The sequence below is a fragment of the Acidovorax sp. sif1233 genome, assembly GCF_019218755.1.
GTDB lineage: Bacteria > Pseudomonadota > Gammaproteobacteria > Burkholderiales > Burkholderiaceae_C > Acidovorax.
In genome coordinates this window covers 481,732-501,382 of sequence record NZ_JAHUWZ010000003.1, presented here as the reverse complement: position 1 = coordinate 501,382, position 19,651 = coordinate 481,732, and the positions used below count along the sequence as shown (strand labels likewise).

Here is a 19,651-nt window from a genome sequence, read left to right as displayed (position 1 = left end):
TATTGGCGCTTTCTGGCAGGACGCCAGCGGCCGCAAGGGACCGCAAGGGTGGCGCTGGCTGCCCGGGCGCGGCTCACCCCAGCAGCAGCAAGGCAAGGCCGATGGCGGCCGGCACGGACTGGATGAACAGGATCTTGCGGCTGGCCGTGGCCGCCCCATACAGGCCGGCGACCAGCACGCACAGCAGGAAGAACACCTTCACGCCCAGACCGGCGTCTCCCAGCGTCAGCCCCCAGAACAGGCCTGCCGCCAGGAATCCGTTGTAGAGCCCCTGGTTCGCCGCCAGCACCTTGGTCGCGGCGGCCTGCTCGCGGGACTGGCCAAAGGCGCGCCGTCCGGCGGGCTTTTCCCAGAGGAACATCTCCAGCACCAGGATGTACACGTGCAGGAGGCCGATCAGACCGACGACGATATTGGCGGCAAGGGACATGAAAACTCCATGGGGTGGTGGCAGGCAAGGGCCGCGGGTGCGGTGCGAGGGCACCACGGTAATCCATTTCAGGCCGCGGGTGTTGCCCGGCACAGTCACCTGGGCGCGCCAGGTCGTGGGCGTGCCTCCCCTTGCGCGCGCGGCGAAGAAAGAAAGAGTGCTGCCGGCGGCCTGGTTCCTGACGGTGCCCTTGCCGGAGCGCGGCGGCCGGTTGTGTTGGAATGGCGGCATGAAGACCGTTTTCCGCCTGCGCACCCGGGCCGCGCAGCCAGCCGATCCTTGCGTGCCTGGCGCCCTGTCGCGCCAAGTGCCCTCTCTGCATGCCCTCGCCACCGGGCCGCGCGCCCCGGCCGCCCGTTCTGGCGCCCGCGCCGCGGGGGACTGAGATGGCCGCCCGTAACGCGCCCCCAGAAACCTCGCAGGCGCTCCACCGCCCCCTGGCCGAGCGCCTGCGGCCCCGCACGCTGGGCGAGGTGATCGGCCAGCAGCATGTGCTGGGCCCGGGCATGCCGCTGCGGCTCGCGTTCGAGTCGGGCCGCCCGCACAGCTGCATCCTCTGGGGGCCGCCCGGCGTGGGCAAGACCACCATCGCGCGCCTGATGGCCGATGCGTTCGATGCGCAGTTCATCAGCATCAGCGCCGTGCTGGGCGGGGTCAAGGACATCCGCGAGGCCGTGGAACGCGCCGAGGCAGCGCGCGACGGGCTGATGCAGCAGCGCACCATCGTCTTCGTCGACGAGGTGCACCGCTTCAACAAGAGCCAGCAGGATGCCTTCCTGCCGCATGTGGAGAGCGGGCTGTTCACCTTCATCGGCGCGACCACCGAAAACCCCTCGTTCGAGGTGAACTCCGCGCTGCTGTCGCGCGCCGCCGTCTATGTGCTGCAGCCGCTGTCCGAGCAGGATTTGAAGCAGATTGTGGCCCTGGCCCAGGCGGAGCAAGCGCTTCCAGCTATTGAAGATGTAGCAATCGAGCGCCTGGTGGCCTACGCCGACGGCGATGCCCGCCGCCTGCTCAATACGCTCGAAACCCTGGCGATGGCGGCGGCCCAGGAGAAGCTGCCCGAGATCACCGACGCCTGGCTGCTCAAGGTGCTGGGCGAGCGCATGCGCCGCTATGACAAGGGGGGCGAGCAGTTCTACGACACCATCAGCGCGCTGCACAAGTCCGTGCGGGGCTCCGACCCCGACGCCGCGCTGTACTGGCTGGTGCGCATGCTCGACGGCGGTGCCGATCCGCGCTACATGGCCCGCCGCCTGGTGCGCATGGCCAGCGAGGACATCGGCCTGGCCGACCCGCGCGCGCTGCGCCTGGCGCTGGATGCGACCGAGGTGTACGAGCGCCTGGGCAGCCCCGAGGGCGAACTGGCCCTTGCCGAATGCGTGGTGTACCTGGCCGTCGCGCCCAAGTCGAACGCGGTCTACAAGGCCTACAACGCGGCCCGCGCCTGGGTGAAGAAGGACGGGACCCGCCCCGTGCCCATGCACCTGCGCAATGCACCAACCCAGCTCATGAAGCAGCTGGACTACGGCAAGGGCTACCGCTACGCGCACGACGAGGAGGGCGGCTTCGCGGCGGGCGAGAACTACCTGCCCGAAGGCATGCCGGAGCCCGGTTTCTACGCGCCGGTGGAGCGCGGGCTCGAAATCAAGATCGCACAGAAGTTGCGTGAACTGCGGGACCGCAATGCGTCGGCCGATTCCGGGGACGGGCAGGGCGGCGGCACCTGATCGGCCGGCAGGGGCGGGGGCGCGCCCCCTTCATGCCGATTTGGCATGAATTGGGTAATAAGTTCGCACATCAATTTTCCTGCTTGCATCATGTGCGCTTATGGATTGCGTTGCCCGCTGATGTGGCCCCAACCCGAGGGAAAACCCCGCCCGGCTTGGCGGGGGCCGCTTGTGACTACTCGCTACAATCCCGTCCACAAACCCGCACAGCTGCACTTCTGGCGGGTTTTTTGCTAGATGGCAGTCGGGCCCACAAGGCTGTACCGATTCCGGTGCCAAAGCGGTGGGTACGTTACAAACGAAGGACTTCTCTTATGGACATTTTGCTGCAACAGATCATCAACGGTCTGGTACTCGGCAGCATGTACGCCTTGATAGCCTTGGGCTACACCATGGTGTACGGCATTATTCAGCTGATCAATTTCGCCCACGGCGAGGTGCTGATGATCGGGGCTCTGACCAGTTGGAGCTGCATAGGAATGATGCAGGCCGCGATGCCGGGCGCGCCTGGCTGGCTGATCCTGCTGCTGGCGACCCTCATTGCCTGCGTGGTCGCCGCGACGCTCAATTTCGTGATCGAGAAGGTGGCCTACCGGCCCCTGCGCAACAGTCCGCGCCTGGCACCCCTGATCACCGCCATCGGCATGTCGATCCTGCTGCAGACGCTGGCGATGATCATCTGGAAGCCCAACTACAAGCCCTATCCCACGATGCTGCCCAGCACGCCGTTCCAGGTCGGCGGCGCCTTCATCACCCCCACGCAGATCCTGATCCTGGGCGTGACGGCCGTGGCCCTCGCTTCCCTCGTGTACCTGGTGAACCACACCAACCTGGGCCGTGCCATGCGCGCCACGGCCGAGAACCCCCGCGTGGCCTCGCTCATGGGCGTCAAGCCCGACATGGTGATCTCCGCCACCTTCATCATCGGCGCCATCCTGGCGGCCGTGGCCGGCATCATGTATGCCTCCAACTACGGCACGGCGCAGCACACCATGGGCTTCCTGCCCGGCCTCAAGGCCTTCACGGCAGCCGTGTTCGGCGGCATCGGCAACCTGGCCGGCGCGGTGGTGGGCGGCATCCTGCTGGGCCTCATCGAAGCCATCGGCTCGGGCTACATCGGCACGCTCACGGGCGGCCTGCTGGGCAGCCACTACACCGACATCTTTGCGTTCATCGTGCTCATCATCATCCTGACGCTGCGCCCCTCGGGCCTGCTGGGTGAGCGTGTGGCGGATCGCGCCTGAGGAGCCTAGGACCATGAAGAACACCAAAACCAACTGGATCATCGGCGCCGTCGCGCTGCTGGTGCTGCCGCTGATCCTGCAATCCTTCGGCAACGCCTGGGTGCGCATCGCCGACCTGGCCCTGCTGTATGTGCTGCTGGCCCTGGGCCTGAACATCGTGGTGGGCTACGCCGGCCTGCTGGACCTGGGCTACGTGGCGTTCTACGCCGTGGGCGCCTACCTGTTTGCCTTGATGGCTTCGCCGCACCTCGCGGACAACTTTGCGGCCTTTGCCGCCATGTTCCCCACCGGCCTGCACACCTCGCTGTGGCTGGTCATACCGTTGGCGGCATTGCTCGCGGCGTTCTTCGGGGCGCTGTTGGGAGCCCCCACGCTCAAGCTGCGGGGTGACTACCTGGCCATCGTCACGCTGGGCTTCGGCGAAATCATCCGGATCTTCCTGAACAACCTGGACCACCCCGTCAACCTGACCAACGGCCCCAAGGGCCTGGGCCAGATCGACTCGGTCAAGGTCTTTGGCCTGGACCTGGGCAAGCGGCTGGAGCTGTTCGGCTACGACATCAACTCGGTCACGCTGTACTACTACCTGTTCCTGATCCTGGTGGTGATCTCCATCGTGATCTGCTACCGCCTGCAGGATTCGCGCATCGGCCGCGCCTGGATGGCCATCCGCGAGGACGAGATCGCCGCCAAGGCCATGGGCATCAACACCCGCAACATGAAGCTGCTGGCCTTCGGCATGGGCGCTTCGTTCGGTGGCGTGTCGGGTGCGATGTTCGGTGCGTTCCAGGGCTTCGTGTCGCCCGAGTCGTTCAGCCTGATGGAGTCGGTCATGATCGTCGCCATGGTGGTGCTGGGCGGCATCGGCCACATCCCTGGCGTGATCCTGGGGGCCGTGCTGCTGTCGGCCCTGCCCGAGGTGCTGCGCTACGTCGCCGGTCCGCTGCAGGCCATGACGGACGGCCGCCTGGACTCCGCCATCCTGCGCCAGCTGCTGATCGCGCTGGCCATGATCGTCATCATGCTGATTCGCCCCCGCGGCCTGTGGCCCTCGCCTGAGCACGGCAAGAGCCTGACGCAGAAGACCTGAAGCAGAACACCACCGAAAGTTAGCAATGACAGAGAAATCCAATGAAGTGGTGCTGAAGGTCGCCGGCATTTCCAAGCGCTTTGGCGGCCTGCAGGCCCTGTCCGACGTCGGGATCACCATCCAGCGCGGCCAGGTCTATGGCCTGATCGGCCCCAACGGAGCGGGCAAGACCACGTTCTTCAATGTGATCACGGGCCTGTACACCCCCGACAGCGGCACGTTCGAGCTGGCCGGCAAGGCCTACGAGCCCACCGCCGTGCACGAAGTGGCCAAGGCAGGCATCGCCCGCACCTTCCAGAACATTCGCCTGTTCGCCGAGATGACGGCACTGGAGAACGTGATGGTCGGCCGCCACATCCGGACCAAGTCCGGGTTGCTCGGCGCCGTGCTGCGCACCAAGGGCTTCAAGGAAGAAGAAGCCGCCATCGCCAAGCGCGCGCAGGAGCTGCTTGACTACGTGGGCATCGGCAAGTTCGCCGACTACAAGGCGCGCACCCTGAGCTACGGTGACCAGCGCCGCCTGGAAATCGCCCGCGCCCTGGCCACCGACCCGCAGCTGATCGCCCTGGACGAGCCCGCCGCCGGCATGAACGCCACCGAGAAGGTGCTGCTGCGCGAGCTGATCGACCGCATCCGCAACGACAACCGCACCATCCTGCTCATCGAGCACGACGTGAAGCTGGTGATGGGCCTGTGCGACCGCGTGACGGTGCTTGACTACGGCAAGCAGATCGCCGAAGGCAACCCCGCCGAAGTGCAGAAGAACGAAAAAGTGATTGAGGCCTATCTGGGCACCGGAGGACATTGAGAATGGCCGAAAAATCCAACAAGGTACTGCTGCAGGTCAAGGGCCTGAAAGTGGCCTACGGCGGTATCCAGGCCGTCAAGGGCGTGGACTTCGAAGTGCGCGAAGGCGAGCTGGTCTCGCTGATCGGCTCCAACGGCGCCGGCAAGACCACCACCATGAAAGCCATCACCGGCACCCTGGGCATGAACGATGGCGACATCCTGTACCTGGGTGAAAGCATCAAGGGCAAGGGCGCCTGGGACCTGGTGAAGAAGGGTCTGGTGATGGTGCCCGAGGGCCGTGGCGTGTTCGCGCGCATGACCATCACCGAGAACCTGCAGATGGGCGCCTACACGCGCAGGGACAAGGCGGGCATCCTGGCCGACATCGAGAAGATGTTCACCATCTTCCCGCGCCTGCGCGAGCGCAAGGACCAGCTGGCCGGCACCATGTCGGGCGGCGAGCAGCAGATGCTGGCCATGGGCCGCGCGCTGATGAGCCAGCCCAAGGTGCTGCTGCTGGACGAGCCCTCCATGGGCCTGTCGCCCATCATGGTGGACAAGATCTTCGAGGTGGTGCGCGATGTGTACGCCCTGGGCGTGACCATCCTGCTGGTGGAGCAGAACGCGAGCCGCGCGCTGGCCATTGCCGACCGCGGCTACGTGATGGAGTCGGGCCTCATCACGATGACGGGCCCCGGCCAGGAACTGCTGAGCGACCCCAAGGTGCGGGCGGCCTACCTGGGCGAGTAACCCGGCTGCTGCGCATGGGCGCCGTGGGTGCCACCGGAAAAAAGGCACTGCCCAGCCGCAGTGCCTTTTTTCATGGCGGCACGAACCGCCGCCGGCAGGAAGGCGTCTGTGCTTGATTTGCTATTTATTTCGTAGCAAAAAAGGATGGTGCGTCAGGCGCCATGGGCTTGTTTTGTCCATAATCTGGCCCCTTGCCGTCTTTCTTCCGTCCGCGCTGCACCGCCATGAACGCCCTGCAATCCCTGCCGATCTCGCTCCAGACCGTCCTGCTCCTGGTCGCCAGCAATGTCTTCATGACCTTTGCCTGGTACGGGCACCTCAAGAACCTGGCCACGTCGCCCTGGTACACCGCCGCGCTGGTGAGCTGGGGCATCGCCCTGTTCGAGTACCTGCTGCAGGTGCCGGCCAACCGCATCGGCTTCACGCAATTCAACGTGGGCCAGCTCAAGATCATGCAGGAGGTGATCACGCTGGCCGTGTTCGTGCCGTTCGCGGTGTTCTACATGGGCCAGCCGCTGAAGTGGGACTACCTGTGGGCGGGCCTGTGCCTGGTGGGTGCGGTGTACTTCATCTTCCGAAGCGCCTGAGCCCGCCCGCGCCCCGGCGGGGCGGACGGTTAAACTCACCGGGTCACGGAACAGTCATGTTTCTGTCATGACGCCGTCCCTCTTTTCAGAAATCCGATCCCCCTCCAGGAGCCCCCATGCTGTTTGCCAAGCTGTTGCCACGCGAAGGCAATTTTTTTGAAATGTTCAACCAGCATGCGGACCGCATCGTGGAAGCGGCCCGCGCTTTTTCGCAACTGGTGGCCAATTACAACGACCCGCACCTGCGCGACAAGTACAACCAGGACGTGGACAACGCCGAGCGTGCCGCCGACCGCGTGACGCACGAGGTGAACAAGGCCATCCACAAGACCTTCATCACCCCCATCGACCGTGAGCAGATCCACACGCTCATCAACACCATGGACGATGTGGCCGACCTGATCCAGGATTCCGCCGAAACGATGGCGCTCTACGACGTGCGCCACATGACCGAGGAGATCACGCGCCTCACGGACCTGAGCCTCAAGTGCTGTGAACGCCTGCGCGACGCCGTCAAGCTGCTCGACAAGATCGCCGACCCGGCCGTGGCCGAGGCCGCGCTCAAGACCTGCGAGGAGATCGACAAGCTCGAGTCCGACGCCGACCGCGTGATGCGCAGCGCCATGAGCAAGCTCTTTCGCGAGGAGCCCGATGTGCGCGAGGTGATCAAGCTCAAGGCGATCTACGAGCTGCTCGAGACGATCACCGACAAGTGCGAGGACGTGGCCAACTGCATCGAGGGCATCGTCCTCGAGAACTCCTGATCCCCGCGGGCTGACCAGCATGGAAACCGTACAAACGGCCCTCTGGGTTGTGGTCCTGCTCGTGGCGCTGGCGATCCTGTTCGACTTCATGAACGGGTTCCACGACGCCGCCAACTCCATTGCCACGGTGGTCTCCACCGGCGTGCTCAAGCCCGCGCAGGCGGTGCTGTTCGCGGCATTCTTCAACTTCGTGGCGATCTTCGTCTTTCACCTGAGCGTGGCCGCCACGGTGGGCAAGGGCATCGTGCAGCCCGGTGTGGTGGATACGCACGTGGTGTTTGGCGCCCTGGTGGGCGCCATCACCTGGAACGTGATCACCTGGTACTACGGCATTCCCAGCAGTTCCTCGCATGCGCTCATCGGCGGCATCGTGGGCGCGGTGATCGCCAAGGCGGGCGCCAGTGCGCTGATCTCCGCCGGCATCCTCAAGACCGTGGCGTTCATCTTCGTCTCGCCGCTGCTGGGCTTCACCCTGGGCTCGATCATGATGGTGGCGGTGGCCTGGATCTTCCGGCGAACGCGGCCGAGCAAGGTGGACAAATGGTTCCGCCGGCTGCAGCTGGTGTCTGCGGGCGCTTACAGCCTGGGCCACGGCGGCAACGATGCGCAAAAGACCATCGGCATCATCTGGCTGCTGCTGATTGCGACGGGGTATTCTTCGGCGTCCGACGCATCACCACCGACCTGGGCCATCGTGAGCTGCTATGTGGCCATCGGCCTGGGCACCATGTTCGGCGGCTGGCGCATCGTCAAGACCATGGGCCAGAAGATCACCAAGCTCAAGCCCGTGGGCGGCTTCTGCGCGGAGACGGGTGGGGCGATGACTCTGTTTCTTGCGACCACGCTGGGCATCCCGGTCTCGACCACGCACACCATCACGGGTGCGATTGTCGGCGTGGGCTCCACCCAGCGCGCCAGCGCTGTGCGCTGGGGTGTGGCGGGCAACATCGTCTGGGCCTGGATACTGACCATCCCGGCCAGCGCGTTCGTCGCGGCCGTGGCGTACTGGATCAGCCTGCAGATGTTCTGAGCCTGGAATCCTTGATTTGCTATTAGATATGTAGCTAACAAGGCAATTCAGATAAGCGCTAACGCCCCAATTGAATGCAAATTCAATGGGGCGTTTGTCCTGGTGCCAGCGGGATCACTGCGAGATCTTGCGGGCTTCCTCGATCTGGTACTCGAAATACCGTTGAAAGCTGAACGCGAGGCTGGCCATCAGCACGGCGGTGCCGACCATTAGCGAGACCACGATGGCGCCGATGGTGATCCATTGCGTCCTGCCGGCCGGGGCGTCGGGTGCGGCGGCTGGGTTGTAGCGCGCGTTCCACGCCTCGGGTGTTTTCAGCGCGAACAGGATGGCCTGCAATGCGCAGCCGGCGATCGTGAAGCCCAGCAGGGGAATCAGCATCCAGCTGTAGTGGTCGTCCTGGCCGAGCTGCTGCACGCGCTGGATGCCGTAGATGCCCAGCGCCGTGGGAATCGGCAGCAGCCAGCCGAGCAGGTCGCCCAGGCCGTGAAGATAAAAGCGGTGCAGGCCCAGAGGGCCGCCGAGGAAGGCCAGCCAGGCGGCCAGGGTCTTGTTCTTCATCGCCGGGCCGTCCCGGGAAAAAATGCGGCTGCCTCGGGGGCCGTGGTCACACGAAGCGGGAGAGCGTGGGGGGTATGTTCCATGCCCCGATTATTCAGGCGAACTGGTATCGCCCGCGCCCAGGGTCTTTTCCATGAGCACGATGTCGCGCCAGGCGCCGAATTTCCAGCCCACCGAGCGCATGACGCCCACGTCGGTGAACCCCAGCGACCGGTGCACGCCGATCGAGCCCAGGTTGGCCGAATCGCCAATCACCGCCAGCAACTTGCGCACCCCGGCCGCCTCGGCCTGGACGGCCAGCTCGGCGAGCAGCTTGCGGCCCACGCCCGTGCCGCGGGCGTCGTCGGCCACGTAGATCGAGTCCTCGGCCGAAAAGCGGTAGGCCGGGCGTGGCTTGAACCAGTTGGCGTAGGCAAAGCCCGTCACCCGCCCGTCCTTTTCGGCCACGATGTACGGCAGATTGCGCGCCAGCACGTCGGCCCGGCGGCTCGCCATGTCGGTTTCGGTGGGCGGATCGATCTCGAAAGTGCCTGTTCCGGTCAGGACGTGGTGGGCATAAATGGCGGTGATGGCCGCGATATCTTCGTCGCGGCTGGGGCGGATGGTAGGCATTTGCGGGGAAGTGGATATAATCGTGGGCTTTGCAGCGTGTCGCTGGCCGGGTGGCCATGTCGCGTGTCTCAAGCGTTGCGAATATGGTTGCGAACACTGTGGCTCAAGGCAAATGTTGCCGGAGTTCACCACCCGAAGGATAAATCATGGTCGTCATTCGACTCTCCCGCGGCGGCTCCAAGGGCCGTCCTTTCTTCAATATCGTCGTTGCTGACAAGCGCGTGCGCCGTGACGGCCGCTTCATCGAGCGCATCGGCTTCTACAACCCCACCGCCAAGGAATCCGAAGAAGGCCTGCGCATCGTGCAAGACCGTCTGACGTACTGGAAGAGCGTGGGCGCCCAGTCCTCGCCTACCGTGGACCGCCTGATCAAGCAAGCCGCCAAGAAGGCTGCTTAAAGCTCCCTGAAAAGGGCGGGTTCCGTCGGCTTGCCGCGCGGAACCCGCCCTTTTCCTATTCTGGAATCACCACCATGGCCGCCACCCTGACCCTCGAACCCGCCGAGCTGCCCCCCGATGCCATCGAAGTGGGCCGCATCGCCGACGCCTGGGGGGTCAAGGGCTGGTTCAAGGTGCTGCCCCACAGCAGCAGCCCCGAGGCACTGTTTTCCTCCAAGCGCTGGTACCTGCAGCCGTCCGAGCGCGGGGCCAGGACGTTCACCGGGACCGTGCTGCTGCCCATCCGGCAGGCCAAGGACCATTCCGACACCGTGGTGGCCTGGGCGCAGGGCATTGACGACCGCAATGCCGCGGAGGCCTTGCGCGGCGCGCGCATCTTCGTGCCGCGATCGAGCTTTCCGTCCACCACGGACGACGAGTACTACTGGGTCGACCTGATCGGCCTTGCGGTCCTCAACCGCGAAGGCGTGGCGCTCGGCGAGGTGCGGGAGCTCATGTCCACCGGTCCGCAGACGGTGCTGGTGCTGGCCTACGAGCAGGACGGCAAGGCGCTGGAGCGCATGATTCCCTTTGTCTCGGCCTTCGTCGACAAGGTGGACCTGCCGGAAAAGCGCATCACGGTGGACTGGCAGCCTGACTACTGATCGGCCTTGACGGACCGCGCCGCGCACCATGCGCTTTGACCTCATCACCCTGTTTCCCGAGCTGTTCGCGCCCTTCCTGGCCGGCGGCGTGACCCGGCGCGCCTACGCCAGCGGCCAGGTCGATGTGCGCCTGTGGAACCCGCGGGACCATGCCGACGGCAACTACCGCCGTGTGGACGACCGCCCCTTTGGCGGCGGCCCGGGCATGGTGATGATGGCGGAGCCCCTCGCGCGGTGCCTCTCGGCCATCCGGGCCGAGCGCGGCGAGCTCCAGGGCAGCCAGGCGCCGCTGGTCCTTTTTTCGCCCATTGGCGAGTCGCTCAACCATGCGGCCGTGGAGCGCTGGTCGGCCAGCGCGGGGGCCATCCTGCTGTGCGGGCGCTACGAGGGCATCGACCAGCGATTCATCGACGCCCATGTCGATGTGCAGATGAGCCTGGGCGACTTCGTGCTGTCAGGAGGCGAAATCGCAGCCATGGCCTTGCTGGACGCCGTGGCGCGCCTGCAGCCCGGCGTGCTCAATGACGAGGGTAGCCACCAGCTCGACAGCTTCAATCCAGCGCTCGATGGCCTGCTGGACTGCCCCCACTACACGCGCCCCGAGGAATGGGCAGGGCAGCAGGTGCCGGCCGCGCTGATGTCCGGCCACCACGCGCACATCGAGCGCTGGCGGCGCGACCAGCGCCTGGCCATCACGGCCCGGCACCGGCCCGACCTCATCGACGCCGCGCGAAAGGCGGGGCGGCTGGCGCCCGCTGACGAGGCGGTATTGGCCAAGCTCGCCTGAATTGCTATAATCAAAGGCTTTTCGATCCTCTGGCCGGCCGTTTTGACAGGGAGTTCTCCCGCGAAACACTGAGACGTCAATCCCGACGCAGCCATTTTTGGCGCGGACAAGATCGCTAGGAAACTCACATGAACCTGATCCAGACCCTGGAAGCGGAAGAAATCGCCCGCTTGAACAAGACCATCCCCGAATTCGCCCCTGGTGACACCGTCATCGTGAGCGTGAACGTGGTGGAAGGTACCCGCAAGCGCGTGCAGGCCTACGAAGGCGTGGTGATCGCCAAGCGCAATCGCGGCCTGAACAGCGGCTTCACCGTGCGCAAGATCTCCAGCGGCGAAGGCGTGGAACGTACGTTCCAGACCTACAGCCCGCTGATCGCCAGCATCGAAGTCAAGCGCCGTGGCGACGTGCGCCGTGCCAAGCTGTACTACCTGCGTGACCGCAGCGGCAAGTCGGCACGTATCAAGGAAAAGCTGCCTTCGCGCGTCAAGGTTGCAGCCACCGCCGCATAAGGCGCGGGCTCGTCCTGACAAAGCCGCTACAGCATCTGCCTGTAGCGGCTTTTTGTTTTCTGGTCCGTTGAACCCCCTTTCGTGAACCCATCTTCCATCCCTGCCGTTTCGTCGGTCATTGCGCCGCTGTCGAGCCTGCCCGACTTCGACCCCCGCCTCGTGCCGGTGGTGGGGGTGGATGCGCACCTGCCCGCGGTGCCGGCGGCCGCGCAGACGCCGCAGGCGCTGCGCGCGCGCTTCGCGCACCCGCCCCGCTGGGAGCCCGAGGTGCTGCTGGAGAAGAAGTTCATGAACCGCGAGCCGGCCCACGCGTCGGTCCTGCTTGCCATCGTGCTGCGCGAAGAGCCCATGGTGCTGCTGACCGAGCGCACGGCCCATCTGTCCACACATTCGGGGCAGGTGGCCTTTCCAGGAGGGCGGGCAGACGCTGGCGATGCTTCCCCCGCCGACACGGCCTTGCGCGAAGCGCAGGAAGAGGTGGGGCTCGGCCGCGAGTTCGTGGAAGTGCTCGGAACCCTGCCGACCTATGTCACGGGGTCGTCCTTCATCATCACCCCCGTGGTGGCGCTGGTGCGGCCCGACTGTGTCCTGCAGCCCAATCCCTACGAGGTGGCGGACCTCTTCGAGGTGCCGCTGGATTTCCTGCTGAACCCCGCCAACCACCGGCGCCATGTGTTCGACCGCGATGGCGTGCACCGCGAGTGGTTCTCGATGCCCTACCAGGATGGTGGCAAGAACCACTACATCTGGGGTGCCACGGCGGGCATGCTGCGCAACTTCTACCGCTTCATGATGGCCGAGTGAGGCCTCCCCGGCCCGGGGGGCTGTCCCCGGCGCGGCGGGGCGGACCTTGCGCGGGAGGGCTGGCCTGGGCCGCGCCAGTTCCGCGGGCTGCGGGTGTGTCGCGCTGTTCATGGTGGATGTATCGCTGAGGTTCGGCGCAAACACGCGCTCCTGCGGCTTGGCGCCAGTATCATTGCCCTCCATGAGTTTCTTCGCCATCCTGTTCGCTCTGCTGATCGAGCAGGCCCGCCCGCTGGCACGCAGCAATCCCATCCATGCAGGTCTGCGTGCGTGGGCCTTGTCCGTCAGCCGCAATTTCGATGCGGGCAAGCCGCACCATGGCTGGGTGGCCTGGGGCCTCGCAGTCGTCGTGCCCGCGCTCCTCACGCTGGCCATCCACTGGCTGTTGCTGTGGGGCCTGGGCTGGCCCTTCGCGGTGCTCTGGAGCGTGGCGGTGCTCTACATCACCCTGGGCTTTCGGCAGTTCAGCCACCATTTCACTGGCATCCGCGATGCGCTGGAAGAGGGCGATGAAGATGGCGCCCGGGAGCGCCTGGCCCACTGGCAGCAGGTGGACGTGGGTGCGCTTCCACGCAGCGAGATCGTGCGCCACGTGATCGAGTACTCGGTGCTGGCGGCCCACCGGCATGTGTTCGGGGTGCTGGCCTGGTTCTCGGTGCTGGCCGCGCTGGGCCTGGGGCCCACGGGTGCCGTGCTGTACCGGCTGGCCGAATTCGTATCGCGCTACTGGCACTACAAGCAGCGCACGGGCGCCCAGCCCGCCAGTGCCTCGCTGCAGCAGGCTTCTGCCCAGGCGTGGACGGCCATCGACTGGCTTCCGGCCCGGCTCACCGCGCTGAGCTTTGCCGTGGTGGGCAGCTTTGAGGAAGCCATCGAGGGCTGGCGATTCCATGCGCAGCGTTTTCCCAATGACAACGACGGCGTGGTGCTGGCGGCGACCGCGGGCGCGATCAATGTGCGCCTGGGGGGCGAGGCGCTGAAGGCGCGCACCGAGTTGCATGCGCCGCAGGGCCTGGAGATCGACGCCGACATGGGCGACAGCGATTCCACGCCGGGCCGGGAGCCCGAGGTGGGCCACCTGCGCAGCGTGGTGGGGCTGGTGTGGCGCTCGGTGGTGGTGTGGATGCTGCTGCTGGCGCTGCTCACGCTGGCGCGTTTGCTGGGGTAGCTGGAAATCCCCCTAGTAGCCTTCGGCGCCTTCCCCCGGAGGGGGCGCACCCGGTGGCCATGCAAAGCCAGTTCCACGGGTGCGCTGGCGTGGTACATGCCATGCGGAGGGCGGTTCGCGTCGATGCCCTCGTATCTCCGGCTCCGACCCGGCCGTCGGCGCTGCGCATGCATCGATACTGATCAGCACTGATCAACACCGGTCAATACCGCGTATGGCTCAGCTCTTCGAATAAATCGCTATATATTTTGTAGCGTGTAGGGCTGATCCCGCCTGCGGAAGGGCCCAGTTTCACTGCGTCCAGCACGCCGCAGCCCGGCTCGTGCAGGTGGGTGCAGTTGTAGAACTTGCAGTGGGTCGCGTGTTGGGCGATGTCGGGCATGCAGGCGGCCAGCTGCATCGGGGCGATGTGGTGCAGCCCGAATTCCTGGAAACCCGGCGAATCGATGAGGGCCGTGGTGCGGGCCTTGTCCATCCAGTACCAGTGGGTGCTGGTGGTGGTGTGCTTGCCTGAGTTGAGGGCCTGCGAAATTTCGCCGGTCAGCACCGAGGCGCCCGGCACCAGCAGGTTGATGAGGGTGCTCTTGCCCGAGCCCGAGGGCCCCAGCACCAGCGTGGTCTTGCCCTGCAGGTGCTCCATCAGCAGCGCGCGGTCCACATCGCTCGATAGCGCCAGGGACAGCGGCAGCACGCCGTAGTGCTTGCCAGAGCCCATGTGGCGGTAGGGGAGCAGGCGCTCCCAGGCCCGGGCGAAGGGTTCCACCAGGTCGCTCTTGTTGAGCGCGATGAGGGGCGTGATGCCTTCGGCCTCGGCGGCGATCAGCGCGCGGGAGAGCTGGCTTTCCGAGAACACGGGTTCCGCCGCGATGAGGATCAGCACCTGGTCGAGGTTGGCCGCAAACGATTTGGTGCGGATCTCGTCCTGGCGGTAAAAGAGGTTGCGCCGCTCCTGGACCTTTTCGATGGTGCCCTCTTCGCCCTGGCCAGGCGGGGGGGCCTGCCACAGCACATGGTCACCCACCACGGCCTGGCTCTTCTTGCCGCGCGGATGGCAGATGCGGCGTTCGCCGTCGGGCGTCTCCACCATGCAGTGGCGGCCATGGCTGGCCACCACGGTGCCTTCCATGAGCGCGCTGCGTTCAGCCATGGGATGTTGTGTTGGTGGTGGTGCGCGGCGTCATGGGGTCACGCCACCAGGGCATCGAACTGGGTCGCGCATTCGAAATCGGTGGACGAGATGCCGTGCACGTCGTGCGTGTTCAGCCGCACCACGCAGCGGTTGTAGTGCACCGACAGGTCGGGGTGGTGGTCCTGCGCGTTGGCGATGAAGGCCAGTGCATTCACGAACGAGATGGTTTCGTAGTAGTTCGCGAACCGGTAGGTCTTCTCGATGGCCACGTCGGCGCCATCTCCGGTCAGGCTCCAGCCTTCGAGTTTGGCCAGGTTTGCTACAACTTCAGTAGCTGTCAGCGCACGGCGGGTCTGCGTGGACCAGTCTTTTTTCTTCAGCATAGTCGTCATGGGTGGGCGGGGGTGTGCATGCGCGCCAGCCGCTCGGTGGCGGGTGGGTGCGAGTAGTAGAACTTCACGTACACCGGGTCGGGGGTGAGCGTGGAGGCATTGTCTTCGTAGAGCTTGAGCAGGGCCGAAGAGAGGTCGGCGCCACTGGCCTGGGCAACGGCATAGGCATCGGCCTGGAACTCGTGGCGGCGCGATTGCCGGGAGAACACGGGCGAGATGAAGAATGTGAACACCGGCACCACCAGCATGAACAGCAGCAACGCCAGCGCGTCGTTCGGCGCGGCGGCCATTGCCGGGTCGAAGGAGATGTTGGGGCGCACTCCCAGGCCTGTGTAGAACCAAACCTGGGTGGAGAGCCAGCCGAGCAACGCGAATCCGGCCAGGCTCAGCGCGAACATGGCCACGATGCGCTGGATGATGTGGCGATGCCGGAAGTGCCCGAGCTCATGGGCCAGCACCGCCTCCACCTCGCCCGGCGACAGCTGGCGCAGCAGCGTGTCGTAGAACACCACGCGCTTGGCGGCTCCAAAGCCCGTGAAGTAGGCGTTGGCGTGGGCGCTGCGGCGGCTGCCGTCCATCACGAACAGCCCCTTGGCCGAGAAGCCGCAGCGCTGCATGAGGGCCGTCACGCGGGCCTTGAGGGATTCGTCCTCGAGCGGCTGGAATTTGTTGAACAGCGGTGCGATGAAGGTGGGGTAGACCACCATCAGTAGCAGGTTGAACCCCATCCAGAAGCACCAGGCCCACAGCCACCACAGCGGGCCGGCAGCGCCCATGATCCACAGGATCAGCGCGGCGATCGGAAGGCCGATGGCCGCACCGACCAGCAAGCCCTTGGCGGCATCTGCAAGCCACAGGCGCCAGGTCATCTTGTTGAAACCGAAGCGCTCCTCCACCACGAAGGTCTGGTACAGCGACAGGGGCAGGTCGATCAGCCCGCTGATCGCCGCAAACGCCGCCAGCAGCGCCAACTGCTGCCACATGCCGCCTCCGAGTGCGTCCAGCAGGAGCTGATTCAGGGCGTCCAGGCCGCCCAGCAGCGTCCATCCCAGCAGCACGGCGGCGCCCAGCGCCATCTCCAGCAGGCCCAGGCGCCCCTTGGCGATGGTGTAGTCGGCGGCCTTCTGGTGGGCTGCCAGCGCAATGCGCTCGGCAAACGGCGCCGGCACCGCGCCACGGTGGCGGGCCACGTGCCGCATCTGGCGCGTGGCCAGCCAGAGCTTGAGGGCCAGGCCCAGCAGGAGTGCCGCCGCGAAGGCGAACGTCAGCACCGAGGAAGGAGAGAGGGCGTCGGAGGAGGTGGGCATGGTGGTGGGGGGAGTTTAATGGGGAAGCCCCTGGGACTGTGGTTCAAGGGCTGCGGGCCATCGGCGACAATGCGCGCCATGCCAGAAGCCAACCATCCCACTCCCCACGCGCTTGCCAAGTCCGACCAGAACCTCGTCTGGCTCGACTGCGAAATGACCGGCCTGGAGCCCGATACCGACCGTCTGCTCGAAATCGCCGTCATCGTGACCGGCCCCAGCCTGGAGCCGCGCATCGAAGGCCCGGTGTTTGCGATCCACCAGCCTGACGAACTCCTCAACAAGATGGATGCCTGGAACAAGGGCACCCATGGCCGCAGCGGCCTGATCGACAAGGTCAAGGCCTCCAGCGTGACCGAAGCGCAGGCCGAGCAGCAGATCATTGCCTTCCTGAGCCAGTATGTTCCCAAGGGCACGGCACCCATGTGCGGCAACAGCATCGGGCAGGACCGGCGCTTTCTGGTGCGCTACATGCCCAAGCTGGAGCGGTTCTTTCACTACCGCAATGTGGACGTGAGCACCCTCAAGGAGCTGGCCAAGCGCTGGAAACCCGAGGCCTACACGAGCTTCAAGAAGGCCCAGAAGCACACGGCCCTGGCCGACGTGCATGAGTCCATCGACGAGTTGGCGCACTACCGCAGGCATCTGCTGTCGGTGTGATCTGCTGCGCGGCCGGGCTGCACCTGTGCGAGACCGGCTTGCGATCCCTTCGAGACCGTGGCCGCGCTGAGGCATGAAGCGTGCTGCAAGGTGAAGGGGCTTGCGGGGAAACCCCTATTCATGCCATAATCAGCGGCTGCGCAGGAAACAGTTTCTCGCAGATTGTGCATCTCCCCTCACACACCGGGCTTGCCAGCCGACTGCTTCGTGCAGTGCAGGACTAGCGAACAACGCCCACCAGCATCCGCCCAGAGCAATGCAGGTTTCGTTTGATGGTTGATGTTTTTTAACCATTGACGAAGCCACTCGCAGGCTGCGCCTGCGATCGTCTTCGTGAGAGAAAAATCATGACCGACACCTCCTTGGTGCAGGGCGAATTCGCGCCTGCAGAAACTTCCTTTGCTGCCGACCTTTCCGTGCAGCCTTCCCCCCTGGACGCCGTGGTGGCCGCCGCTGAAGGCGATGCCGCCGTCACCGCCGAACCCAATGGCTTCGTCGAACTGGGCCTGGCGCCCGAACTGGTGCAAGCCGTGGCTGACCTAGGCTACACCCAGCCCACCAGCGTGCAGCTCAAGGCCATTCCCCTGGCCATGGGCGGTGGCAACGACTCCACCAAGTTCATCGACCTGATGGTCTCGAGCCAGACCGGCTCCGGCAAGACCGCCGCCTTCCTGCTGCCCGTGCTGCACACGCTGATCAACCAGCAAGCCGCCGCCGAAGCCGAGGAACGCGCCGCTTTCGAGCGCGCCGTGGCCGAAGCCGCTGCGCGTGGCGAACCCGCTCCCAAGCGTGCCAAGCGCAAGGACCCCACCAGCTCGCGCAACTTCAAGGCCGCCACCCCGGGCGCCCTGATCCTGTGCCCCACGCGTGAACTGGCCCAGCAGGTGGCGCACGACGCCATCGACCTGGTCAAGCACTGCCGTGGCCTGCGCGTGGCCAACGTGGTGGGCGGCATGCCCTACCAGTTGCAGATCGCCAAGCTGCAGAACGCCGACCTCGTGGTCGCCACCCCCGGCCGCCTGCTGGACCTGCAGCGCTCGATGCAGATCAAGCTCGACAAGGTGCAGTTCCTGGTCGTCGACGAAGCCGACCGCATGCTGGACCTGGGCTTCTCGGACGACCTGGCCGAACTGAACCAGCTGACCGCCCAGCGCAAGCAGACCATGATGTTCAGCGCCACGTTCGCGCCGCGCATCCAGCAACTGGCGATGCGCGTGATGCACGACGGCGGTTCGTCGGTGCAGAAGGTGACCATCGATTCTCCGCAAGAGAAGCACGCCAACATCAAGCAGATGCTGTACTGGGCCGACAACGCCCAGCACAAGCGCAAGCTGCTGGACCACTGGCTGCGCGACACCACGATCAATCAGGCCATCGTTTTCGCCAGCACCCAGGTGGAGTGCGATGGTTTGGCCAACGACCTGCAGCAGGAAGGCTTCTCGGCCGTGGCGCTGCACGGCGCGCTGAGCCAGGGCCTGCGCAACCGCCGCTTGATGGCGTTGCGTGCCGGCCAGGTGCAGATCCTGGTGGCCACCGATGTGGCTGCGCGCGGCATCGACGTGCCCACGATCACCCACGTGTTCAACTTCGGCCTGCCCATGAAGGCCGAGGACTACACCCACCGCATCGGCCGCACCGGCCGTGCGGGCCGCGATGGCCTGGCCATCACGTTTGCCGAGTTCCGCGACCGCCGCAAGATCTACGACATTGAGTCGTACAGCCGCCAGCAGTTCAAGGCCGATGTGATTCCCGGCATGGAGCCTTCGCAACGTGCTCCCCAGGCACCGCGCGGTGGTGACTTTGGTGGCCGTGGCCGCCCCGGTGGCGGTTACGACCGCGACAGCCGTGACCGCAAGTTCGGGGGCCCCGCACGCGGCAACAACGACCGCGGCGGATTTGGTGGTGGCTTTGGCGGCGGATTCGCCGGCCGCGACAGCCAGCGTGCAGCCCCTGCCCGTGGCGGCGAGGGTGGTGGTTTTGGTGCCCGTGATGACCGGGGCTTCGCTCCCCGCCGTGACGGTGACGGCTATGGCCGCAAGCCCGGTTTCGGTGATGCAGGCCGGGGTGGTTTTGCCCCCCGGGGCGACGCTGGCGCGCCCCGTGGCGACTTCGCACCCCGCAAGCCCGGCTTCGCCAAGCCCGCAGGCGGTGGCGGCGGCAAGCCCTTCGTGGCCCATGATGCGCGCAAGCGCCCTGCGCGCCCCGCGCGCTGATTCGGCCGCCCCGTCGTTTCGACGCGAGCCCTGAAAGGCTGGCACCGCAAGGT

Annotated in this window: 22 protein-coding genes; 16 read left to right on the top strand and 6 right to left on the bottom strand. The window is 65.8% G+C overall.

The window, feature by feature from the left end; genetic code table 11:
* Window positions 1-73: 73 nt before the first annotated feature.
* Complete coding sequence (locus tag KW843_RS13980) at window positions 74-430, bottom strand: DUF1304 domain-containing protein (protein WP_218295726.1); 357 nt, start codon at window positions 428-430, stop codon at window positions 74-76.
* A 386-nt stretch (window positions 431-816) separates the two neighbouring features.
* Here KW843_RS13980 and KW843_RS13975 point away from each other — a divergent pair, with 386 nt between their 5' ends.
* The 8 genes from KW843_RS13975 to KW843_RS13940 all read left to right on the top strand — a co-directional run bounded on the left by KW843_RS13975 (window position 817) and on the right by KW843_RS13940 (window position 8,414).
* Window positions 817-2,160, top strand: a complete 1,344-nt coding sequence (locus KW843_RS13975) for a replication-associated recombination protein A (RefSeq protein ID WP_218295725.1) — start codon at window positions 817-819, stop codon at window positions 2,158-2,160.
* A gap of 314 nt (window positions 2,161-2,474) precedes the next feature.
* Window positions 2,475-3,404 (top strand): branched-chain amino acid ABC transporter permease, encoded by a 930-nt coding sequence (locus tag KW843_RS13970; protein WP_218295724.1) that lies wholly within the window; start codon window positions 2,475-2,477, stop codon window positions 3,402-3,404.
* Between the two features lie 13 nt (window positions 3,405-3,417).
* On the top strand, window positions 3,418-4,494 hold the full coding sequence (locus KW843_RS13965; RefSeq protein WP_218295723.1) for an ABC transporter ATP-binding protein: 1,077 nt from the start codon (window positions 3,418-3,420) through the stop codon (window positions 4,492-4,494).
* Between the two features lie 25 nt (window positions 4,495-4,519).
* The gene (locus KW843_RS13960) at window positions 4,520-5,302 is read left to right on the top strand and encodes an ABC transporter ATP-binding protein (protein ID WP_218295722.1); all 783 of its coding nucleotides are present in this window, start codon (window positions 4,520-4,522) and stop codon (window positions 5,300-5,302) included.
* Between the two features lie 2 nt (window positions 5,303-5,304).
* Window positions 5,305-6,033 carry an ABC transporter ATP-binding protein gene (locus tag KW843_RS13955; protein WP_218295721.1) on the top strand — a complete coding sequence of 243 codons (729 nt, stop codon included), beginning with the start codon at window positions 5,305-5,307 and terminating at the stop codon, window positions 6,031-6,033.
* A gap of 224 nt (window positions 6,034-6,257) precedes the next feature.
* The gene (locus KW843_RS13950) at window positions 6,258-6,620 is read left to right on the top strand and encodes a DMT family protein (RefSeq protein ID WP_218295720.1); all 363 of its coding nucleotides are present in this window, start codon (window positions 6,258-6,260) and stop codon (window positions 6,618-6,620) included.
* Window positions 6,621-6,736: 116 nt separating this feature from the next.
* Window positions 6,737-7,384 (top strand): DUF47 domain-containing protein, encoded by a 648-nt coding sequence (locus tag KW843_RS13945; protein WP_010463500.1) that lies wholly within the window; start codon window positions 6,737-6,739, stop codon window positions 7,382-7,384.
* Between the two features lie 19 nt (window positions 7,385-7,403).
* Window positions 7,404-8,414: an inorganic phosphate transporter gene (locus KW843_RS13940; protein WP_218295719.1), complete on the top strand. Its 1,011-nt coding sequence runs from the start codon at window positions 7,404-7,406 to the stop codon at window positions 8,412-8,414.
* A gap of 114 nt (window positions 8,415-8,528) precedes the next feature.
* Here KW843_RS13940 and KW843_RS13935 read toward each other — a convergent pair whose 3' ends face one another.
* Together KW843_RS13935 and KW843_RS13930 are read right to left on the bottom strand one after the other, a co-directional pair.
* Window positions 8,529-8,975 carry a hypothetical protein gene (locus KW843_RS13935; RefSeq protein ID WP_218295718.1) on the bottom strand — a complete coding sequence of 149 codons (447 nt, stop codon included), beginning with the start codon at window positions 8,973-8,975 and terminating at the stop codon, window positions 8,529-8,531.
* 90 nt (window positions 8,976-9,065) lie between these two features.
* Window positions 9,066-9,587 (bottom strand): GNAT family N-acetyltransferase, encoded by a 522-nt coding sequence (locus KW843_RS13930; RefSeq protein WP_218295717.1) that lies wholly within the window; start codon window positions 9,585-9,587, stop codon window positions 9,066-9,068.
* Between the two features lie 146 nt (window positions 9,588-9,733).
* Between KW843_RS13930 and rpsP the strand changes: the two genes are divergently transcribed.
* The 6 genes from rpsP (at window position 9,734) to KW843_RS13900 (ending at window position 13,900) form a co-directional block, all read left to right on the top strand.
* The gene (gene rpsP, locus KW843_RS13925) at window positions 9,734-9,985 is read left to right on the top strand and encodes a 30S ribosomal protein S16 (RefSeq protein WP_008904984.1); all 252 of its coding nucleotides are present in this window, start codon (window positions 9,734-9,736) and stop codon (window positions 9,983-9,985) included.
* Between the two features lie 74 nt (window positions 9,986-10,059).
* The gene (rimM, locus tag KW843_RS13920) at window positions 10,060-10,629 is read left to right on the top strand and encodes a ribosome maturation factor RimM (protein WP_218295716.1); all 570 of its coding nucleotides are present in this window, start codon (window positions 10,060-10,062) and stop codon (window positions 10,627-10,629) included.
* Between the two features lie 28 nt (window positions 10,630-10,657).
* Window positions 10,658-11,416: a tRNA (guanosine(37)-N1)-methyltransferase TrmD gene (trmD, locus tag KW843_RS13915; RefSeq protein ID WP_218295715.1), complete on the top strand. Its 759-nt coding sequence runs from the start codon at window positions 10,658-10,660 to the stop codon at window positions 11,414-11,416.
* Between the two features lie 128 nt (window positions 11,417-11,544).
* Window positions 11,545-11,928: a 50S ribosomal protein L19 gene (gene rplS / locus KW843_RS13910; protein WP_218295714.1), complete on the top strand. Its 384-nt coding sequence runs from the start codon at window positions 11,545-11,547 to the stop codon at window positions 11,926-11,928.
* A gap of 81 nt (window positions 11,929-12,009) precedes the next feature.
* Window positions 12,010-12,732, top strand: a complete 723-nt coding sequence (locus tag KW843_RS13905; protein WP_218295713.1) for a CoA pyrophosphatase — start codon at window positions 12,010-12,012, stop codon at window positions 12,730-12,732.
* A 181-nt stretch (window positions 12,733-12,913) separates the two neighbouring features.
* A complete protein-coding gene (locus KW843_RS13900; RefSeq protein ID WP_218295712.1) occupies window positions 12,914-13,900 on the top strand; it encodes a CobD/CbiB family protein in 987 nt (328 codons plus the stop codon).
* Window positions 13,901-14,102: 202 nt separating this feature from the next.
* Here the strand turns inward: KW843_RS13900 and rsgA are convergent, their stop codons facing one another.
* From rsgA to KW843_RS13885, 3 genes are read right to left on the bottom strand one after another with little or no spacing between them, the layout of a single operon-like run.
* A complete protein-coding gene (gene rsgA, locus KW843_RS13895; RefSeq protein WP_218295711.1) occupies window positions 14,103-15,047 on the bottom strand; it encodes a ribosome small subunit-dependent GTPase A in 945 nt (314 codons plus the stop codon).
* A gap of 38 nt (window positions 15,048-15,085) precedes the next feature.
* Window positions 15,086-15,421, bottom strand: a complete 336-nt coding sequence (locus tag KW843_RS13890; RefSeq protein ID WP_218295710.1) for a 4a-hydroxytetrahydrobiopterin dehydratase — start codon at window positions 15,419-15,421, stop codon at window positions 15,086-15,088.
* Window positions 15,418-16,728 (bottom strand): M48 family metallopeptidase, encoded by a 1,311-nt coding sequence (locus KW843_RS13885; RefSeq protein WP_218295709.1) that lies wholly within the window; start codon window positions 16,726-16,728, stop codon window positions 15,418-15,420. The genes KW843_RS13890 and KW843_RS13885 overlap by 4 nt, the downstream gene beginning before the upstream one ends.
* 78 nt (window positions 16,729-16,806) lie before the next feature.
* On the opposite strand from KW843_RS13885, the gene orn reads away from it, so the two are divergent.
* Window positions 16,807-17,385, top strand: coding sequence for an oligoribonuclease (orn, locus tag KW843_RS13880; RefSeq protein WP_218295708.1), 579 nt, complete (start codon window positions 16,807-16,809; stop codon window positions 17,383-17,385).
* 347 nt (window positions 17,386-17,732) lie between these two features.
* Complete coding sequence (locus KW843_RS13875) at window positions 17,733-19,598, top strand: DEAD/DEAH box helicase (protein WP_218295707.1); 1,866 nt, start codon at window positions 17,733-17,735, stop codon at window positions 19,596-19,598.
* The last annotated feature ends 53 nt before the right edge of the window (window positions 19,599-19,651 follow it).